At 64.6% G+C, this 17,816-nt stretch carries 14 protein-coding genes; 3 read left to right on the top strand and 11 right to left on the bottom strand.

Features of this window, described 5'->3' with window-relative positions:
- Positions 1–83: 83 nt before the first annotated feature.
- Together ACWAT4_RS10950 and ACWAT4_RS10945 are read right to left on the bottom strand one after the other, a co-directional pair.
- Positions 84–296 carry a hypothetical protein gene (locus tag ACWAT4_RS10950; RefSeq protein ID WP_212298890.1) on the bottom strand — a complete coding sequence of 71 codons (213 nt, stop codon included), beginning with the start codon at positions 294–296 and terminating at the stop codon, positions 84–86.
- 299 nt (positions 297–595) lie between these two features.
- A complete protein-coding gene (locus tag ACWAT4_RS10945) occupies positions 596–751 on the bottom strand; it encodes a Flp family type IVb pilin (protein ID WP_433995249.1) in 156 nt (51 codons plus the stop codon).
- Between the two features lie 164 nt (positions 752–915).
- Between ACWAT4_RS10945 and ACWAT4_RS10940 the strand changes: the two genes are divergently transcribed.
- Positions 916–1,803 (top strand): 50S ribosomal protein L11 methyltransferase, encoded by an 888-nt coding sequence (locus tag ACWAT4_RS10940; RefSeq protein WP_212447563.1) that lies wholly within the window; start codon positions 916–918, stop codon positions 1,801–1,803.
- A 159-nt stretch (positions 1,804–1,962) separates the two neighbouring features.
- On the opposite strand, the gene ACWAT4_RS10935 is transcribed toward ACWAT4_RS10940, so the two are convergent.
- Positions 1,963–2,142, bottom strand: coding sequence for a hypothetical protein (locus ACWAT4_RS10935; protein ID WP_212425373.1), 180 nt, complete (start codon positions 2,140–2,142; stop codon positions 1,963–1,965).
- Positions 2,143–2,327: 185 nt separating this feature from the next.
- Here ACWAT4_RS10935 and ACWAT4_RS10930 point away from each other — a divergent pair, with 185 nt between their 5' ends.
- Together ACWAT4_RS10930 and ACWAT4_RS10925 are read left to right on the top strand one after the other, a co-directional pair.
- The gene (locus ACWAT4_RS10930; RefSeq protein ID WP_212425372.1) at positions 2,328–4,154 is read left to right on the top strand and encodes an aminopeptidase P family protein; all 1,827 of its coding nucleotides are present in this window, start codon (positions 2,328–2,330) and stop codon (positions 4,152–4,154) included.
- Positions 4,155–4,375: 221 nt separating this feature from the next.
- On the top strand, positions 4,376–5,656 hold the full coding sequence (locus ACWAT4_RS10925) for a multidrug effflux MFS transporter (protein ID WP_212447562.1): 1,281 nt from the start codon (positions 4,376–4,378) through the stop codon (positions 5,654–5,656).
- 102 nt (positions 5,657–5,758) lie between these two features.
- Here the strand turns inward: ACWAT4_RS10925 and ligA are convergent, their stop codons facing one another.
- The 8 genes from ligA to ACWAT4_RS10885 form a co-directional block, all read right to left on the bottom strand.
- A complete protein-coding gene (gene ligA / locus ACWAT4_RS10920; protein WP_212447561.1) occupies positions 5,759–7,906 on the bottom strand; it encodes an NAD-dependent DNA ligase LigA in 2,148 nt (715 codons plus the stop codon).
- Between the two features lie 96 nt (positions 7,907–8,002).
- On the bottom strand, positions 8,003–9,676 hold the full coding sequence (gene recN, locus ACWAT4_RS10915) for a DNA repair protein RecN (RefSeq protein ID WP_212425370.1): 1,674 nt from the start codon (positions 9,674–9,676) through the stop codon (positions 8,003–8,005).
- Between the two features lie 24 nt (positions 9,677–9,700).
- Positions 9,701–10,588: an outer membrane protein assembly factor BamD gene (locus ACWAT4_RS10910; RefSeq protein ID WP_212298898.1), complete on the bottom strand. Its 888-nt coding sequence runs from the start codon at positions 10,586–10,588 to the stop codon at positions 9,701–9,703.
- A gap of 244 nt (positions 10,589–10,832) precedes the next feature.
- Positions 10,833–11,795 carry a UDP-3-O-acyl-N-acetylglucosamine deacetylase gene (lpxC, locus tag ACWAT4_RS10905; RefSeq protein WP_212298899.1) on the bottom strand — a complete coding sequence of 321 codons (963 nt, stop codon included), beginning with the start codon at positions 11,793–11,795 and terminating at the stop codon, positions 10,833–10,835.
- A gap of 362 nt (positions 11,796–12,157) precedes the next feature.
- On the bottom strand, positions 12,158–13,957 hold the full coding sequence (gene ftsZ / locus ACWAT4_RS10900) for a cell division protein FtsZ (protein WP_212447558.1): 1,800 nt from the start codon (positions 13,955–13,957) through the stop codon (positions 12,158–12,160).
- An 87-nt stretch (positions 13,958–14,044) separates the two neighbouring features.
- Positions 14,045–15,367, bottom strand: coding sequence for a cell division protein FtsA (gene ftsA / locus ACWAT4_RS10895; protein ID WP_212298901.1), 1,323 nt, complete (start codon positions 15,365–15,367; stop codon positions 14,045–14,047).
- On the bottom strand, positions 15,364–16,380 hold the full coding sequence (locus ACWAT4_RS10890) for a cell division protein FtsQ/DivIB (RefSeq protein WP_212298902.1): 1,017 nt from the start codon (positions 16,378–16,380) through the stop codon (positions 15,364–15,366). Before ACWAT4_RS10890 ends, ftsA begins: the two co-directional genes overlap by 4 nt.
- Positions 16,381–16,727: 347 nt before the next feature.
- A complete protein-coding gene (locus tag ACWAT4_RS10885; protein ID WP_212447557.1) occupies positions 16,728–17,714 on the bottom strand; it encodes a D-alanine--D-alanine ligase family protein in 987 nt (328 codons plus the stop codon).
- Positions 17,715–17,816 lie beyond the last annotated feature (102 nt).

The following is a 17,816-nucleotide window of genomic DNA, read 5'->3' as shown; positions in this document are numbered from 1 at the left end:
CGACAGGATAAACCGGGTATAGGCCGGTGGATGACGCGGCGATCATGAGTGGGCATCCGGTAATGTCTCAGTTTGAAATTTCGTCACTTGCGATCTGAAGAAATCACGTAGGGCGCAACCAACCCGCTCACACAATCATCAAAATCCTTCCCTTTGGCCTCGGGATATAGTCCTTTGCAGGTGCTCCAAGCGTCTCTGAAATGAGCGCTAAACTTCGCGTCAGGTTTGTTAGCTGTCAGCTTCAAAGCGAAGATTGCACCAAATATCACGGCGGCGGCGATCGCGACTCGTTTCATTGCTGCGTCCATCCCTTGCGAAGCTTACCGCTAAATGCCGCCGATACCCCGCCGACCAACTGCGGCCAAGACCTTATGATTGATGTCTTCGCGTGTTTCCGCGCCTAACGGAAAGAACCCGCTTGAGCTTAGTATCTTGTAAGAATCTGTGAGACACTACCGGGCATCCGCAGCGACAACTGCCTTGGTCGCTCCCCCAAAAACGACTTCGCCCGCCGGAGGGCAATTCCTCAGCGGGCGGTCGTCGAAAAAGCCGTCTATGAAGAAAGGAGCCCCCGTTGGGAAATGGGAGGCAGAAATTACTTCAAGGAGCTGCTAATCGAACCGAACTTGTCGTTCATCGTGGAGCCGAGGTTGTTCACCACGGTGATGATCGCCAGCGCGATGCCGGCCGCAATCAGGCCGTACTCGATCGCGGTCGCGCCGGACTCGTCGGACCAGAACTTCAGAACCATGCGCTTCAAGATTTGCCTCCATTCCATTCCAGGGTGTGTCGGGTGGTTCCAACACTCCGGAAATGTACGGAGCACAACCTACGGCCCAGTTAACCGGGGAACCGCAAGTTATACGGAAAATTGGGAACAAAAGTTCCCCAAATTGAACCCAACGGAACCCTATAATGCAGCCTTCTCCTACCCATCGCGCCAGCTTTTCAATCGGCAATGAGGCTGCTGCCAGGCGTGTCGTCGACGTTCTTACGGAGGTGTTTTTCGAGGGCGATGCGGCGGTTGCCGCCTTCGAGCGGCCGGACGGAGAATGGGACGTCACGCTGCATTTTGCCGAGGCGCCGGACCAGGCCTTGCTTCGCGAACTCGTTGCAACCTCAGCAGGAAATGACATCGCAGCGAAGCTTGCCTTCGACACGGTCGAGGCCAAGGATTGGGTCAAGGCGAGCCTGCAGGACCTCGTTCCCGTGCCGGCCGGACGGTTCGTCGTCCACGGCAGCCACGATCGCGATCGCGTGGCGCCAAACAAGCTCGCCATCGAGATCGAGGCAGCGCTCGCCTTCGGAACCGGACACCACGGCACCACGCGTGGCTGTTTACTTCTGCTTGACCATGTCCTGAAACATGCACGGCCGAAACGCGTGCTCGACCTCGGCACCGGAACGGGCGTGCTGGGAATCGCCGCCGCCAAGGCGCTGCATCGTGCGGTGCTGGCCTCCGACATCGATCCGCCTTCGGTGCGGGTCGCGGCCGAGAACGCGGCCCTGAACGAAGCCGGACAATATGTGCGGGTGATCCGGGCCACCGGCTTCGCTGCACCGGATTTTGCCAAAAGCGGCCCGTTCGACCTGGTGCTGGCCAACATCCTTGCCAATCCGTTACGCCAATTGGCAGGTCCGATGGTCCGGCACCTTGCGCCCGGCGCCCGCGTCATTCTCTCCGGCCTGTTGACCCACCAGGCGCCCGCCGTGATCGCGGCCTATCGCGCACGCGGCCTCGTGCCGCTCCGGCATCTGCGGATCGAGGGATGGAGCAGTTTGTTGCTGCGGAAGATGGGATGAGCGAGGTGGGTGCTCTCTCGCCCCGCTTGCGGGGAGAGGGTTGGGGTGAGGAGGAGTCTCCACGGCGATGGTGAAAGTTGAACCCGTGGAAAGTCCCCCTCATCCGGATTGCTTCGCAATCCGACCTCTCGCCGCAAGCGGGGCGAGGTGAACAACGCCCTACTCCGCCGGCTTGTCGTCCTGGCGCAATGCGCGCTCGCCCTGCAAGGACCGCCTGGCGCGACGCTCGGCGAAACGGTCGATCATCTGGCTGATGATGCCGCGCGGCTTCTTCGGTGTCGTTACGGCCGGTGCGCGGCGCACCGGCGGCGAAATCTTTTCAAAGGTGAAAGATGGCATCGTGTGTCCCCTCGCCGTTGAGATGAACCACCCGCGCGAATTTCCCTGTTATCCGGACGAAGCGCAACTGCCGCATCCACTACTCCACTCAATTCGAACGGAACATTTTCAAGCACAGTCCATGCCAGATGAGATGGCAATTGCGTCCACATTGCGGACTGATCCCCATGATCCTAAACTGAGCCATGTTCGAAGCACACTTCCAGACATTCGAGGAGCCCGAGGCCGGTGTCGCATTGACGGCGCGCCTGGCTGCACTCCGTGAAGAACTCGCCCGCCGCAAGTTGACCGGCTTCGTCATTCCGCGCGCCGACCAGCAGCAGAATGAATATGTGGCGCCCTCCGAAGAACGGCTCGCCTGGCTCACCGGCTTCACCGGCTCGGCGGGGCTCGCGGTGGTGCTGGCCCAGGAAGCCGCATTGTTCGTCGACGGTCGCTACACGATCCAGGCGGCCAAGCAGGTCGATGCCAAGGCGTGGTCAGTGGAATCGCTGATTGATCCGCCACCGGAGAGCTGGGTCTCGGCACATCTCAAATCCGGCGATCGCCTAGGATTTGATCCGTGGCTGCACACTTTTACGGCAGCTGAGCGGCTCTCTGCCGCCTGTGCCAAGGCCGGCGCCGAACTGGTGGCGGTCGACAGCAACCCGGTCGATACGGTCTGGCAGGACCGGCCTCAAGCCCCGGTCGCGCCGGTCGCGATCCACGGCCTGCAATATGCCGGCGTCGCCGAGGCCGAGAAGGTGGCGCAGATCAAGAGCGAGATCGAGAAGCTCGGCGCCGACGCGCTGGTGCTGTCGGACAGCCATGCGGTCGCCTGGACCTTCAACATCCGTGGTGCCGACGTCGCGCATACGCCGCTGCCGCTGTCCTACGCGCTGGTGCCCAAGGTCGGCCGTCCCACGATCTTCATCGACCACCGCAAGCTCTCGAACCTGACGCGCGATCATCTCGAGCAATCCGCCGACGTGCGCGAGCCCGATGCGCTGACGCCGACGCTGATGGCGCTCGCCAAGAGTGGCGCTGCGATTGCGCTCGACAGCGCCACGGCGGCCGATGCCCTCAGCCGCTTGATCGCCGGCGGCGGCGGCAAGCCGGTGCGCGGCAGCGACCCGATCGCGCTGCTGAAGGCCGTGAAGAACGCGACCGAGATCACGGGCACCCAGACGGCACACCGGCGCGATGCAATCGCACTGGCGCGGTTCCTCGCCTTCATCGATCGCGAGGCGGGAAGCGGCAAGCTCACCGAGATCGACGCCGTGGAAGCGCTGGAGACCTTTCGCCGCGACACCGGCGCGCTGAAGGACGTGTCATTCCCGACCATCTCCGGCACCGGCCCGAACGGCGCCATCGTGCACTATCGCGTCACGCGCAAGAGCAACCGGCGCATCGTGCCCGGCGACCTCCTGCTGATCGATTCAGGCGCGCAATATGAAGACGGCACCACCGACGTCACCCGCACCATGGCCGTGGGTGAGCCGACGGACGAGATGCGCGACCGCTTTACCCGCGTGCTGCGCGGCCATATCGCGATCGCGCGCGCAATCTTCCCCGACGGCACCACAGGCGCGCAGCTCGACACACTGGCGCGGCAATATCTCTGGGCCGCGGGCGTCGATTTCGAGCACGGCACCGGCCACGGCGTCGGCAGCTATTTGTCGGTGCACGAGGGACCGGCGCGGATCTCGAAGCTCGGCACCACGCCGCTGAAGCGCGGCATGATCCTCTCCAACGAGCCCGGCTATTACAAGACCGACGGCTTCGGCATCCGCATCGAGAACCTCGAGCTCGTGGTCGCCGCCGACATCAAGGGCGCCGAAAAATCGATGAACGCGTTCGAGACGCTGACGCTGGCGCCGATCGATCGGCGCTTGATCGATGTTGCGATGCTGGGCAAGGACGAGCTCGACTGGTTGAACGCCTACCACGCCCGCGTGCGGGCCGAAGTCGCGCCGGCGCTGGATGAGGCGACGAAGGCGTGGCTCGACCAGGCGACGGCGGCGCTGACGTAGCGCCGCGCATGGCGCTACGCGACCGGCGCAAGGCTTGACCGCTTTCGCCCGTACTCACGACGGACTTTGTACGTTCCTGACGCAGTTTGCCCGTAAAATAACGGCCTCCTGCACACTGTTATTTTGACAGTCCCGGAATCGGTATAGCCGCATTCCGAAACGCCGATGTCCGTCTTGTGTGAGCACGCTACAGTCGATTCGACTTCGAAAGACGGACACTTATGCACGGCATGATCAGCAGGCCGCCGGACGCGGCAATGAAGAACATCGCGACCTCGCACGTGGTGTTGCTGCTGCTGGTCGTCATGACCGGGATCGCGCCGATCTCGCTTTACATCCTGGTTCCGGCGCTGCCCGTGCTGGCGACGACGTTCGGACGCGACATCTCGATCGCGCAGATGACGGTGTCGCTCTACATGGTCGGCATCGCGCTGTCGCAGCTGATCATGGGGCCGCTGTCGGACAAGTTCGGCCGGCGCCCGGTGCTGCTTGGCGGCCTCGCGCTGATGGTCGCGGCGAGCATCGCCTGCATCTTTGCCGAGACCCTGCCGCAGCTGATCGCGGCGCGCTTCTTCCAGGCGCTCGGCGGCGCGTCCGGCATGGTGATCAGCCGCGCCATCATCCGCGACATCTATGAGCGCGACCGCGTCGCCTCCATGATCAGCCTCGTGGTCGCCGCCCTGATGATCGGCCAGATGGTCTCGCCGCTCACCGGCGGCCTGATCGAGACCGCGTTCGGCTGGCGCGCGATCTTCTACGCCGTCACGATCGGCGCGATCGCCGTTGCTGTCGGCATCGCGTTGGCGCTGCCCGAGACGCGGCGCGATCGCGCGGTCGGCAGCGGCGGCTTTCGCAGCGACGTCGGCACTCTCATCAAGAGCCGTGCCTTCATCGGCTATGTGATGTGCCAGGTGCTGGCATCGCAGATCATCTTCACCTTCGCCGGCGGCGGCCCATACATCGTCGTGACGCAGATGGGCCGCAGCAGCGCCGAATACGGCGCGTGGTTCGCCACGACCGGATTTGCTTATCTGGTCGGCAACCTGCTCTGCGTGCGCTTTGCGCCACGCCACTCGCTGGAAAAGCTGATCTGGTTCGGCCTCGGCCTGCAACTCTGCGGCAGCCTGTTGAACCTGCTATGGAGTTTAACCGGCTGGAACGAAGCGCCCGCCTGGCTGTTCGGCACGCAGATGATCGTGATGGTCGGCAATGCCTTCGTGATGGCGAATTCCGCCGCCGGCGCCATCAGCATTCGCCCCGAAGCCGCGGGCACCGCGTCGGGCGCGATGGGCTTCCTGCAGCAGGGCATCGGCGCGCTTTTGTCGCAATTCGGCGCCTATCTCGGTGGCCACTCCGCAACGACGCTGCCGCTGACCTCCGCCGTGCTCGCCATCTCGCTGCTCTGCGCCTCGACAATGCTCTTCATCGTCCCCCGCCGGGAGATAGTGGTGAGCGAGGAATTGATCGAACAGGCGGAAGAGGAAGAGACGGGGATGATGTGAGACTTTTTCTTCGTCATTCGGGGGCGCCTTAAAGAGGCGAACCCGGAATCTCGAACTTCCGGGTTCGATGCTTCGCATCGCCCCGGAACGACGGCACCGACTTCACTCCCCGATCAGCGTCAGCCACTCGTCCTCGGTCAGCACCTTGACGCCGTGCTTGTTGGCATCGGCGAGCTTCGAGCCTGCACCGGGGCCGGCGACGACGAGGTCGGTCTTCTTCGACACCGAGCCCGAGACCTTGGCGCCGAGTCGCTCGGCGGTGGCCTTGGCTTCGTCGCGCGTCATCTTCTCCAGCGAGCCCGTGAACACCACGGTCTTGCCGGCAACCGCCGAATTGCTCTTCGGCTTCTCAGCGTCGACGATCTCGATCTCTTTCGTCAGCCGCTCGACGATGCCGCGATTGTGGCTCTCGCCGAAATAATCGGCGATGCTCTTGATCACGGTGTCGCCGATCTGGTCGAGCGCGTCCATCTCCGCCATCGCCTCCTCGTCGCCCTTGGCGACCTTGAGGCAGGCGTCGTGGAAGGCCTCCCAGGATCCATAGCCGCGCGCGAGCGCCAGCGCCGTGGTCTCGCCGACATGGCGCATGCCGAGCGCATAGACGAAGCGCTCCAGCGCGATTCTGCGCCGGCTCTCGATCGCGCCGAACAGATTGCGCACCGAGGTCGCGCCGTAGCCCTCGATCTCTTCGAGCTTGAGCTTGGCGTTGCGCTTCTCGAGCGTGAAGATGTCGGCCGGCTCCTTGACCCATCCTTCGTCGAAGAAATACTGCAGCTGCTTCTCGCCGAGACCGTCGATGTCGAAGGCGCGCCGCGACACGAACAGTTTCAAGTGCTCGATCTTCTGATAGGGGCAGGCGAACTCGCCCGAGCAACGGGCACGGGATTCCTCTTCGCCGGCCGCCGTCTCCCCGCGCACGACGTCGGTGTGCAGCGGGCACGGGCACTTCTTCGGGAAGTGATATTCCTTGGCACTCTTCGGCCGCTTGTCGAGGACGACGTCAACGACCTGCGGAATCACGTCGCCGGCGCGCTGGATCACGACGGTGTCGCCGATCCTGATGTCACGGCCCTCGCGCAGAACCTCGCCCTTGTTGCCGATGCCTTTGATGTAGTCCTCGTTGTGCAGCGTCACGTTCTGCACGATCACGCCGCCGACGCCGACCGGCTCGAGCTTGCCGACCGGCGTGAACGAGCCGGTGCGGCCGACCTGGATCTCGATGTCGCGCAGCACCGTCATGGCGCGCTCCGCCGGGAATTTGTGGGCGATGCCCCAGCGCGGCGTGCGCGAGACGAAGCCGAGACGCTCCTGCCAGTCGATGCGGTCGACCTTGTAGACGACGCCATCGATATCGTAGTCCAGCTCGGCGCGCTCCTCCTCGATGCTCTGATGGAACGCGATCAACTCCTCGACAGAGTGGCACAGCTTGGTCAACGGATTGGTCTTGAAGCCGCAGCGCTCGAACCAACGGATCATGCCGCTCTGCGTCGCTTCCGGCATCGCACTCATCTCGCCCCAGGCATAGGCGAAGAAGCCCAGCGGACGCGAGGCGGTGATGGTCGGGTCCTTCTGCCGGAGCGAGCCCGCAGCCGAATTGCGCGGATTGGCGAAGATGGTGTCGCCGGCGGCCTTCTGGCGCTCGTTGAGCGCAAGAAAGGCCTTCTTGGTCATATAGACCTCGCCGCGTACCTCGCAGATGTCGGGGACGTCGCGCCCCTTCAGCTTCTGCGGTACGTCTTCGAGGGTGCGGATATTGGCGGTGACGTCTTCGCCTTCCGCCCCATCGCCGCGCGTCGCCGCGGTGACGAGTTCGCCGCCCTCGTAGCGCAGCGACATCGACAGGCCGTCGATCTTCGGTTCGGCGGAGAAACTGACCCTGTCGTCGTCGAGCTTCAGGAAGCGCACGATCCGGCCGACGAAGTCGCGCACGTCCTCGTCGGCAAAGGCGTTGTCGAGCGACAGCATCGGAACGGAGTGCCGCACCTTCCTGAAGCGCCCGGATGGCGCCGCGCCGACCTTCTGCGACGGCGAATCTCCGCTGACGAATTCCGGGAAGCGCTTTTCAATCGCATTGAAGCGCTGGCGCAGCGCGTCGTACTCGGCGTCTGTAACGGTGGGCGCATCCTCTTGATAGTAGCGCCTGTCATGCTCTTCGAGTTCGAGCGCGAGCCGCATGTGCTCGACCTTGGCCTGCGCCTTGGTGAGATCGGCAACGTCACGAAGCGTTCTGGATTTTGCTGCTCTGGCCATGGTGCTTGGATACGACGGAGCGGGCGGGAGGGTAAAGGCGGGTTAGTCTCTTTGTTCCCCGGATGCAGCGCAACGCGCCACGTCCGGGATACACAACTACGCCGTCGCCGCCTTGAGCAGTCGCTCCGCAGCCGCCCTCGCCTCGGCGGTGATCTCGGCGCCGGCGAGCATGCGGGCGATCTCTTCGCGGCGGTGGTCGGCGGCGAGCGCATTGACGCGGGTGGCGACGCGCTTGCCCTTGTCCAGGGCGTCCTTGGAGATCAGGAGATGCTGGTCAGCGCGCGCGGCGACCTGGGGGGCATGCGTCACCGCCATCACCTGCACCTTGCCGGCGAGCCGCGCCAGCCGCGCGCCGATGGCGTCCGCCACCGCGCCGCCTACACCGGTGTCGATTTCGTCGAACACCAGCGTCGGCGCCGACCCGCGGTCGGACAGCACCACCTTGAGCGCCAGGAGGAAACGTGAGAGCTCGCCGCCCGAGGCGACCTTCATCATCGCCCCCGCCTTGGTGCCCGGGTTGGTCTGCACCCAGAACTCGACGCGATCGAAGCCTTGCGGGCCCGGCGCGGCTTCGTCGGTCGCGACCTGGGTCATGAATTTGGCGCGTTCGAGCTTGAGCGGCGCGAGCTCGGCGTTGACGGCCTTGTTGAGTTTTTCGGCCGATTTCTGCCGCGAGGCGGAGAGCTTTTTCGCGGCCGCCGCATAGCGGCTATCTGCCTCGATCGCGGCCTGCTCCAGCTTCTTCAAGCGCGAGGCACCGGCATCGATCAGCACGACGTCGGCGGCGTATTTGGCGGCAAGCGCGGCCAGGCCGTCGACCGGCGTCGAATATTTGCGCGAGGCGGCGCGCAATGCGAACAACCGCTCCTCGATGCGTTCGAGCTCGGCCGGGTCGAAATCGGTTGCGGCGAGCGCCGCCTGGAGATGCTGGTCGGCCTCCTCCAGCGCGTTGATGGCGATGTCGATCGCCTTCACCGCGGGCTCGACCAGCGCCGGCGAGTTGACGCCGCGGCGTTCCAGCCGGCGCACGGCGGCCGACAGGGCCGCAACCGGCGAATTATGGCCGCCGACAACCTCCTGGGCCTCGCGCAGGTCGGAGGCGATCTTCTCGCCCTGCATCATGGTGGTGCGGCGTTGGGCCAGCGAGGTCTCCTCGCCGTCCTTGGGCGCGAGCTGCTTCAGCTCGCCGGACGCGTGGCGGAGATAGTCGGCCTCCCGCGCGGCGCGCTCCATGCCGGCGCGATGCTCTTCCAGCTCGCTATTGGCGCTACGGCGCGCATCCCAGAGGGTTTCGACGGCCGCGACGTCCTTCTCGAGGCCGGCAAAGGCATCGAGCAGGCGGCGATGGGTGGTGGCATCGACCAGCGCGCGCTCGTCATGCTGGCCGTGGATCTCCACCAGGGCGGCGCCGACGGCCTTCAACGTCTGCACGCTGATCGCCTGGTCGTTGATGAAGGCGCGGGTGCGGCCGTCGGCGAGCTGCACACGGCGGAGAATCATCTCGCCGGTGTCGTCGAGCCCGTTCTCGGCCAGAATTTTCGTCGCAGGGTGATTCTTCGGGATATCGAAGACGGCGGTGACCTGCCCCTGCTCCGCGCCGTGGCGCACGAGGCCGGCGTCGCCGCGGCCGCCAAGCGCCAGTGCAAAGGCATCGAGCAGGATGGATTTGCCCGCACCAGTCTCGCCGGTCAAAACCGCAAGTCCGGTGGCGAATTCGATATCGAGCCGTTCGATCAGGACGATGTCACGGATCGACAGACGCGCCAGCATGGAACCAGATTTCCTAGCCGAGACCTATAGGCCTATCTTCTTGAAGGTCCGGCTGATCCAGGACCCCTGATTCTCGCTCGGCTCGAGACCACCGGATTTTACAAGATTATAGGCGTCCTTGTACCACCGGCTGTCGGGAAAATTATGCCCGAGCACGGCGGCGGCGGTCTGGGCCTCGCCCACGATGCCGATCGACATATAGGCCTCGGTGAGACGGTAGAGCGCCTCCTCGACGTGGCGCGTGGTCTGATACTGGGTCACCACGGCCTTGTAGCGGTTGATCGCGGCCGTGTAGTCACGCTTCTGCATGTAGTAGCGGCCGACATTCATTTCCTTGCCGGCGAGCTGGTCGCGCGCACCCTCGATCTTGGCCTTGGCGGAGGTCGCATATTCGGACGTCGGATATTTGCGTACCACCTCTTCCAGCGAGGCGATCGCCTTCTCGGTCCGGCCCTGGTCGCGGCTGATATCCGGGATCTGGTCGTAGTGCGAGGCCGCGATCAAATATTGCGCGTAAGCAGCGTCCGGGCTGCCGGGATGCAGGGTGACGTAGCGGGTGGCAGCGCCGATGCAGCTGTCATAGTCGCCACCCTGGTAGGACGCGTAGGCCGACATCAGCAGCGATTTGCGCGCCCAGTCGGAATAAGGATGCTGGCGGTCGACCTCTTCGAACTTCTTGTTCGCCGCCTTCATGTCCTTCTTTTCGTTCATGAGGTACAAGCCCTCATTGTAGATCTTGTCGGCAGGCTCCTCGACGAATGTATCGTCCTTGTTGGTGAACTTGTCCCACAGCGAGCCGGTGCCGCAGCCGGCCAGCGGCAACGCGAGCACAAAGAGGGTCGCGGCCTGAAGCAGCCCCCGGGCTCGCGGTGAAACCAAGAGATATCCGCGCGTCATACGCTGTGCCGACATGAATTTATGACCTGACGCCCTGTGATGCGGTGCCCGCCAGCCCATGATCCCCGTCACGGGCGCGAAATGTGACCGTGGCGCCTGCCGCGCGACCACGTCGGTGTAACCGAAAACGATTGTTAACCCATCGGATAGGCAGGCATTCCGCCCGGATTAAGGCGAAAGCGCCGCAATCCTAGTCGATCATGGTTACCAGGAGTTTCCCGGAGAAAGCGCCGCTTTGGCCGCCTGCCGCAGCAGGCGATCAGGACACGTCCGGCCCGTAGGCCGCGGCGATCCGGCCGCCAACGATACCGCTGCCGACCTCGACCACGTTACGCGTGGTGCGGCGGGCCGCCTCGCCTTCGACCACCCGCCAGGCGGTACGATCGGCCAGCAGCGCGGTCAGGACGGCGTGGTTGAGCTTGTGGCCGCCCCGCACCGAGCGATAGGCGGCGAGCAGCGGCAGGCCAGCCAGCGCGAGATCGCCAATCACGTCCAGCACCTTGTGGCGGGCGCATTCGTCGGCGTAGCGCAGGCCCTCGGTGTTGAGCAGCCGCTCGTCGTCGAACACGACGGTATTTTCGAAGGAGGCGCCGAGCGCATAGCCCGCGCTCCAGAGCCGGGCAACATCACCCATCAGGCCGAAGGTCCGGGCGCGGCCAACGTCGCGGCGGAAGCGTTCCGGGCTGACGTCGAAAGCGTAGCTCTGCTGGCCGATGACGGGATTGGTGAAGTCGATCTCGACCTCGGCGCGGAAGCCATTGGCGTACGGACGGATCTCGCCGAAGGAGTCGCCCATCTTGACCGAGATCGGCTTCAAAACCTGGATGAACCGGCGCTGCGCCGGCTGGCTGACGACGCCAGCCTGGTCGATCGCCGCGACGAAGGCTGCGGCGCTACCGTCCATGATCGGTACTTCGGGACCGTCGATCTCGATGGTGGCGTTGTCGACCCCCATGCCGCGCAGCGCAGCCAGCACATGCTCCGCGGTGGACACCAGCGGACCGCTGCGATCGCCGAGGACGGTAGCGAAATCGGTCGCAACCACCTGCTCGGCGGTTGCCTGGATCTCGCGGTCACTTCCCTCAAGGCCGGTACGGACAAAAATAAAACCCGCATCGACAGGTGCAGGTCCGAGCGTAAGGGTGACGGGAAGACCGGAATGAACGCCGACGCCAACCACGGTGGCTTGCGCGCGAAGCGTTGTTTGCCGGCTAAATTTCATTAGGAACCGCCCCACTACGACCCACTGCGACTTATACGAGACCCGATTGATCGATCGAGATCGACCGTCCGAATCTCCGTATCCCCAAGTCACGTCGAACCATAGTCACTGCCCCAAACAGCGCCAACTCACGCTTTTTTACCGATTGTTACCCCAAACCCGCCGTATTCGCGCCAAGGCTTAACCAAATTGCGCCGAGGTTTTGGGTCGTTACCGTCAGCTTTACTGAAGCACCGAACAGGTAATTAATGATTTAAAATCAGTTGCTTGAATGCGCAATCCGGATATGCACGGGACAAAAGGAAAGGTCCCGGCAAGCTTCCCGCCGGGACCTTTTTTCGTCTGCCTTATTGTAACAATTCTTAGGTCGCCTGCCGCCGCAGGAAGGCCGGGATATCAAGATGGTCGTCTCCCTGTGGCGCCGGCGCAACAGGTGCGGGGCGGCCATGAGCGTCGAGACCCTGCGGCGCGGGCCGGCGGGCATATTCGGATACCGGCTCGCTGGCAGCGATCTGCTGCTGCACCGTCCGCTGCGGCTTGCGCTCGGGCAGCGCCGGCATGGCGGGACCGGCGGTGCGGGCAGCGATCGGAGCCTCGGTCTCCTCGTCACGACGGCCGAGGCCGACATTGGCAAGGCGCTGCAGCAGGGACAGACGGGTCTTCTGCGGGGTCTCCTCTTCCACCTCGCCACGGGCCTGGCGAAGCTCGGCCTGGGCCGGCATCGGCAGCTCCTCAAGGCGCGGCATCCGCGGCGCGCGCGCCGGGGCCCGCTCGGCCTGCGGCGGGATGAAGGTGTCCGGCGTCATCGGCTCATGCATGGCGACGGGGGCCTGCTCGGGCTCCGGAAACAGCGTGGGCTTCTGCGCAATCGGGCGCACGGTGACGTCACCATAGGTCTGCGGGGCGGGCGCCTGCGGCACTTCCGCAACAGCAGCGGCGATGGCGGCCAGCGCCGCACGTTCGACATTCGGACGCGGCGCGACGGGCGCGGCTGCGACCGGCGCAGAGGCCGGGATCTGCGATTCCAGCTTCTGGGCGCGCTCGGCCAGGCGCTGGTTGTCGGCGCGGAGACGTGCGGTCAGGTCGGCGAGACGGCTCTCGGCAGCGGCGGCCGGAACAGCGGGAGCCTGCTGCAGCTGCTGCGGCGCGACATTCGCGACCGGAGCGGAGGTGGCCTGGCTGTTGCGGGCGATTGCATCCTTCTCGATGCCGGTCGCAACGACCGAGACGCGGATCAGGCCGTCGAGTGCTTCGTCGAAGGTGGCGCCAACGATGATGTTGGCATCCTGGTCGACTTCCTCGCGGATGCGGGTCGCGGCTTCGTCGACCTCGAACAAAGTGAGGTCCTTGCCGCCGGTGATCGAGATCAGCAGGCCCTTGGCACCTTTCATCGAGCTGTCATCGATCAGCGGATTGGCGATCGCGGCTTCAGCGGCGGTCAGCGCGCGCTTGTCGCCGGAGGCTTCGCCAGTGCCCATCATCGCCTTGCCCATCTCGCGCATGACGGCGCGGACGTCGGCGAAGTCGAGGTTGATCAGGCCTTCCTTGACCATCAGGTCGGTGATGCAGGCCACGCCCGAGTAAAGCACCTGGTCGGCCATCGCGAAGGCGTCGGCGAAGGTGGTCTTCTCGTTGGCAACCCGGAACAGGTTCTGGTTCGGGATGATCAGCAGCGTATCGACCACCTTGTGCAGCTCGGCAATGCCGGCTTCAGCGGTGCGCATGCGGCGGCCGCCCTCGAAGTGGAACGGCTTGGTCACGACGCCGACGGTGAGGATGCCCATGTCACGCGCGGTCTTGGCGATGACGGGAGCTGCACCGGTGCCGGTGCCGCCGCCCATGCCGGCGGTGACGAACACCATGTTGGCGCCCGAGAGATGATCGCGGAGCTCGTCGATGACTTCTTCAGCGGCGGCCGCGCCGACGTTCGGCTGCGAACCTGCGCCGAGCCCTTGCGTCACCGCGGTGCCCATCTGCACGATGCGCTGCGCCTTCGACATCGTCAGCGCCTGCGCGTCGGTGTTGGCGACCACGAAGTCGACGCCCTGGAGGCCCGCCGTGATCATGTTATTGACGGCGTTGCCGCCGGCGCCGCCGACGCCGAACACGGTGATGCGGGGCTTCAACTCGTGAATATCAGGAACGTTGATGCTGATGGTCATGTTTGCCTCTCGATCACGCGCGCGTGGGTTCGCCCCGGCCTGCGGCCGCGGGAGTTGGTGAAAATCGATAATTGCGGAAAGCGGTCATCAAAAGCCCTCGCGTAGCCATCGTCCGACCTTTCCGAAATAACCGCCGGTCCCTGTCCTGACCTGCTGCCGCGTATGCCGCGGTTCGACATGTTCGTGATGAACATATTGCGGGTAGACGAGAAGTCCGGCCGGCACCGCGAACGCGGCGTTCTTCGCCTCGTTGGGCAGCCGGCCAAAACCGAGCGGACGTCCGACCCGCACGGGCCGGCCGAGAATTTGTGTGCCAAGCTCGACGAGGCCGGTGAGCTGCGAGGCGCCGCCTGAAAGCACGACGCGGCCCTTGGGCTCTGCCGCGAAGGGCGAATCCTTCAGCTTGTCCCGAACCATTTCGAAGACTTCCTCGGCACGATGCTTGACGATGTTGGCGATGGTGGCGCGCGAAACGATCTGCGGCAGATCCTGGTCGTCACCGGCCGTCGGCACAGACATCAGCTCACGCGAGTCCGATCCGCCCGTGATGACGGTGCCGTATAACGTCTTGATTCGCTCGGCATCGGCAATGGTCGCCGAGAGTCCGCGCGCGAGATCCATCGTGATGTGTTGCCCGCCGACCGCAAATCCGGCCGCGTGCACGAAACGGCCGCCGGAATAGACCGCGATCGTGGTGGTGCCCGCGCCCATTTCGACCACGGCGGCGCCAAGATCGGCCTCGTCGTCGGTCAGCACCGAAAGGCCGGCCACATAGGGGCTCGCCGCCATGGCCTCGACGTTGATGTGACAGCGTTCCACAGCCAGCATCAGGTTCCGCGCCACGGTGGCGTCACAGGTGACGACATTCATGTCGACACCGAACTGATGTGCGACCATGCCGCGGGGATCACGAATGCCCTTGACGCCGTCGAGCGTGTAGCCGACGGGCAGCGCATGCAGCACGGTGCGGCCCTCGCCGGTGGCGTGGCGCATGCCGGTGGAGGTGACACGGCTGACGTCGGCCGGCGTGACCGCGCCACCGCGAATGTCGGCCGCGGCTTCGACCAGCTGGCCCGAGAGACGACCGCCGGAGACCGACAGCAAAACAGAGTCGACCCGGACCTTGGCCATTTTCTCGGCAAGCCCGACGGCCTGGCGCACCGCCTGCTCGCATTCAGTGAGATCAACCACCGCGCCGGCCTTCATGCCGCGCGACTGGATCTGGCTGTAACCGATCAGTTCAACCGCATGGGTGCGGCCGCGCAGCGCTTCGCTCGGCGCCGACGGCTTCAGCCGCGCGATCATGCAGGCGATCTTGCTGGTGCCGATGTCGAGGCAGGCGACGAGGCCGCCGCGCTTGTGCGGCATCGGGCGGGTCTTCGGCGTCTGGGTGCGATCAAGACCGGTCATGCGGCGTCCCCGGCCTTCTTTTTCTTCTTGTCCTTGAACAGATCCTCGCGCGCCTTGGCGGCGTCGTCGGACAGCTGCACCACCAGACGGTCGGGCAGGCGCATGTCGATCGCGACGATGTCCTTCGAGAACAGCCGGTCGTCCTTGTCGAGCTTGGAGAGCGCAGCGAGCGCGTTACCGACATCCTGCTCCGGCAGGCGGATGTCGAGGCCGTCCTTCAGCCTCAGGTTCCAGCGCCGCTCACCGACATAGATCGCAGCCTTGGTCACCGCATTCACCTGCGGATAGCGCGCGAGCAGCGCCAGGAAGTCGCGCGCTTGCGTGTCGGCGCCCTTGCCGACCACGAGCGGCAGCGACAGGAACCGGCGCGAGACATAGGGTTCGAGCAGCGCACCGTCGTCGGCGATGACGGAGAGCCGGCCGGCCTCCTGCCACAGCGCGAACGCCTTGCGCTCGGTGATCTCGATCATGAGCTGGCCCGGATAGAGCTTCAGCACGGTCGCGTCTGCGATCCAGGGATTGGCCTTGAGCTTGTCGCGGACGTCGTCGGCATCGAGGAACAGCAGCGATGAGCGGCCGCTGACGCCACCGATCGCGAGGATCTCGTCCTGGCTGAGCTGCTTGCGACCGTTGATCACGACCGAGGTGATGCGGAAGCCGGCCGAATTGGCCATGGCGTTGCGCGCATCGCTGACTGCGGTGACGAAATCCTGGAGATGGCCGCCCTTGACGATGCCGAGGCCGCAGCTGCCGATCAGCAGCAGCACGGTCAGGGTGATCCCGACCCGGCGCGGCGCATAGCGCTCGACCAACGCGACGATACGCGGCGGCGGCTCGCGCTCGACGACAGCCTTGGCCTTGATTTTCTGCTTGGCGATGGCGCGCTTCTCAGCGCGCTTGTCTTGTACCCACTCGCGCAGAAGCACGACCGCTCCGATAGCGGCCGCCTTCAGGTCAGCTTGGGGCCTCAGCGATCTCACAAACGACCGGGTGAGGCTTCCTGCACCATCCATTGCACGAGCTCGTCAACAGTTTGCCCACGACACTGCGCGGGTCCTGGCGAACATGACGTCTCGGACTTGCCGGGCCGGGTGATGGTCTTCGGTAGAAGAAGCCGCTCCCCTTCAAAGCGTTCGCCGGCCGGATACATCCGAGACGGCTCACGCACCGGCAGCCAAAACGCCATATGCGCCGCCAGCGTTAACCTTCGGACGTCCTGGTAAACAAAAGGTAAAATTCGTTAACGCGGGATGCTTTTTGCCGAGGCCAGTGAGGCAGTTGCGTCACAATATCCGGCATTTTACCGGTTTTGGCCGCCAAACCGGGCGTTTTGGCCGATCCGGCCGTTAACCAGTCCTAACTATTTCCCCACCCGCCGCACCGCCAGCTCGATCAGGTCGCGCAGGAAGTCGACGAATTCGATGCCCTCGGCTTTCAGCGCCTTGGGGTAGAGCGAGGACTTGGTCAGCCCGGGCAGCGTGTTGGTTTCGAGATAGACCAGCCCCTTCTCCGAGACGATGAAGTCGGAGCGGGAATAGCCGGTGCAGGACATCGCGCGATGCGCCAGCATGGCCTGAGCCTTGAGGGCGGCGGTGACCTCGGGGGTGAAGCGGCCGGGGCAGATCTCCTGGGTCGACTTCAAGAGATATTTCGCCGCGTAGTCGAAATTGCCCTCGCCCGGAATGATCTCGATCGGCGGCAGCGAAATGATCGAGCCGTCGGTACGCTCCAGCACGCCGCAGGTGGCCTCGATGCCGGCGATGTAGGGCTCGATCACATATTCTTCGTGCCCGGCTGCGTTGCGGACGGCGACGAGATCCTGCTTGGCGTTGACGAAGATCAGGCCATAGCTCGAGCCATCGCGCGCGGGCTTTGCGATCAGCCCGCCGTATTCGGCGAAGGCGTCATCGATGTTCTCGAGCGCGATGTTTGCCGGCGGCGTCACGCCACCGAGCGCGGCAAAGCGCTTGGCCGCGATCTTGTCGAAGGCGAGATGCGAGGACGCCGAGCCGGAGCCGGTGAACGCCACGCCGCGCGCCTCACACATCACCTGCAGTTCGCCGTTCTCGGCGCATCCGCCATGCAGGCTCAGCACCAGCACACGGTCTTCCGCCTTGGCCTGGTCGAGCGCCTGCGCGAGCGGGATGCCGCGCGTTCCCGGCATAAACTCGTCCTCGAACGGACGGGCATGTTCGAGCAGCTGCTTCGACTGCACGACATGCACCTTGTCCTCAATATCCCAAAACCAAAGATCGGCCTCCGGCAGCGCCTGATGCAACGCCTGGGCGGACGCGACCGAAACCAGGCGTTCGCGGTTAGAGCCGCCGAAGAGGATGGTGATGCGCATTCGTACCCTCATACTTGGTCATTCCGGGGCGCGCGAAGCGCGAACTATGGTGCGCGGTTGCGCACCTGAGAATCTCGAGATTCCGGGTTCGATGCTAACGCA

Source organism: Bradyrhizobium sp. T-1 (genome assembly GCF_053592855.1).
This window is presented reverse-complemented; position numbering and strand designations above follow the sequence as displayed.

Bases quoted from the DNA above. Each gene is read 5' to 3' on its own strand.
- ligA (WP_212447561.1), bottom strand. From the start codon at position 7,906: ATGGCCAGAGCAGCAAAATCCAGAACGCTTCGTGACGTTGCCGATCTC.
- ftsA (WP_212298901.1), bottom strand. From the start codon at position 15,367: ATGACCGGTCTTGATCGCACCCAGACGCCGAAGACCCGCCCGATGCCG.
- ACWAT4_RS10885 (WP_212447557.1), bottom strand. From the start codon at position 17,714: ATGCGCATCACCATCCTCTTCGGCGGCTCTAACCGCGAACGCCTGGTT.
- ACWAT4_RS10890 (WP_212298902.1), bottom strand. From the start codon at position 16,380: ATGGATGGTGCAGGAAGCCTCACCCGGTCGTTTGTGAGATCGCTGAGG.
- lpxC (WP_212298899.1), bottom strand. From the start codon at position 11,795: ATGAAATTTAGCCGGCAAACAACGCTTCGCGCGCAAGCCACCGTGGTT.
- ACWAT4_RS10930 (WP_212425372.1), top strand. From the start codon at position 2,328: ATGTTCGAAGCACACTTCCAGACATTCGAGGAGCCCGAGGCCGGTGTC.
- ACWAT4_RS10935 (WP_212425373.1), bottom strand. From the start codon at position 2,142: ATGCCATCTTTCACCTTTGAAAAGATTTCGCCGCCGGTGCGCCGCGCA.
- recN (WP_212425370.1), bottom strand. From the start codon at position 9,676: ATGCTGGCGCGTCTGTCGATCCGTGACATCGTCCTGATCGAACGGCTC.
- ACWAT4_RS10950 (WP_212298890.1), bottom strand. From the start codon at position 296: ATGAAACGAGTCGCGATCGCCGCCGCCGTGATATTTGGTGCAATCTTC.
- ACWAT4_RS10945 (WP_433995249.1), bottom strand. From the start codon at position 751: ATGGTTCTGAAGTTCTGGTCCGACGAGTCCGGCGCGACCGCGATCGAG.
- ACWAT4_RS10940 (WP_212447563.1), top strand. From the start codon at position 916: ATGCAGCCTTCTCCTACCCATCGCGCCAGCTTTTCAATCGGCAATGAG.
- ACWAT4_RS10910 (WP_212298898.1), bottom strand. From the start codon at position 10,588: ATGTCGGCACAGCGTATGACGCGCGGATATCTCTTGGTTTCACCGCGA.
- ftsZ (WP_212447558.1), bottom strand. From the start codon at position 13,957: ATGACCATCAGCATCAACGTTCCTGATATTCACGAGTTGAAGCCCCGC.
- ACWAT4_RS10925 (WP_212447562.1), top strand. From the start codon at position 4,376: ATGCACGGCATGATCAGCAGGCCGCCGGACGCGGCAATGAAGAACATC.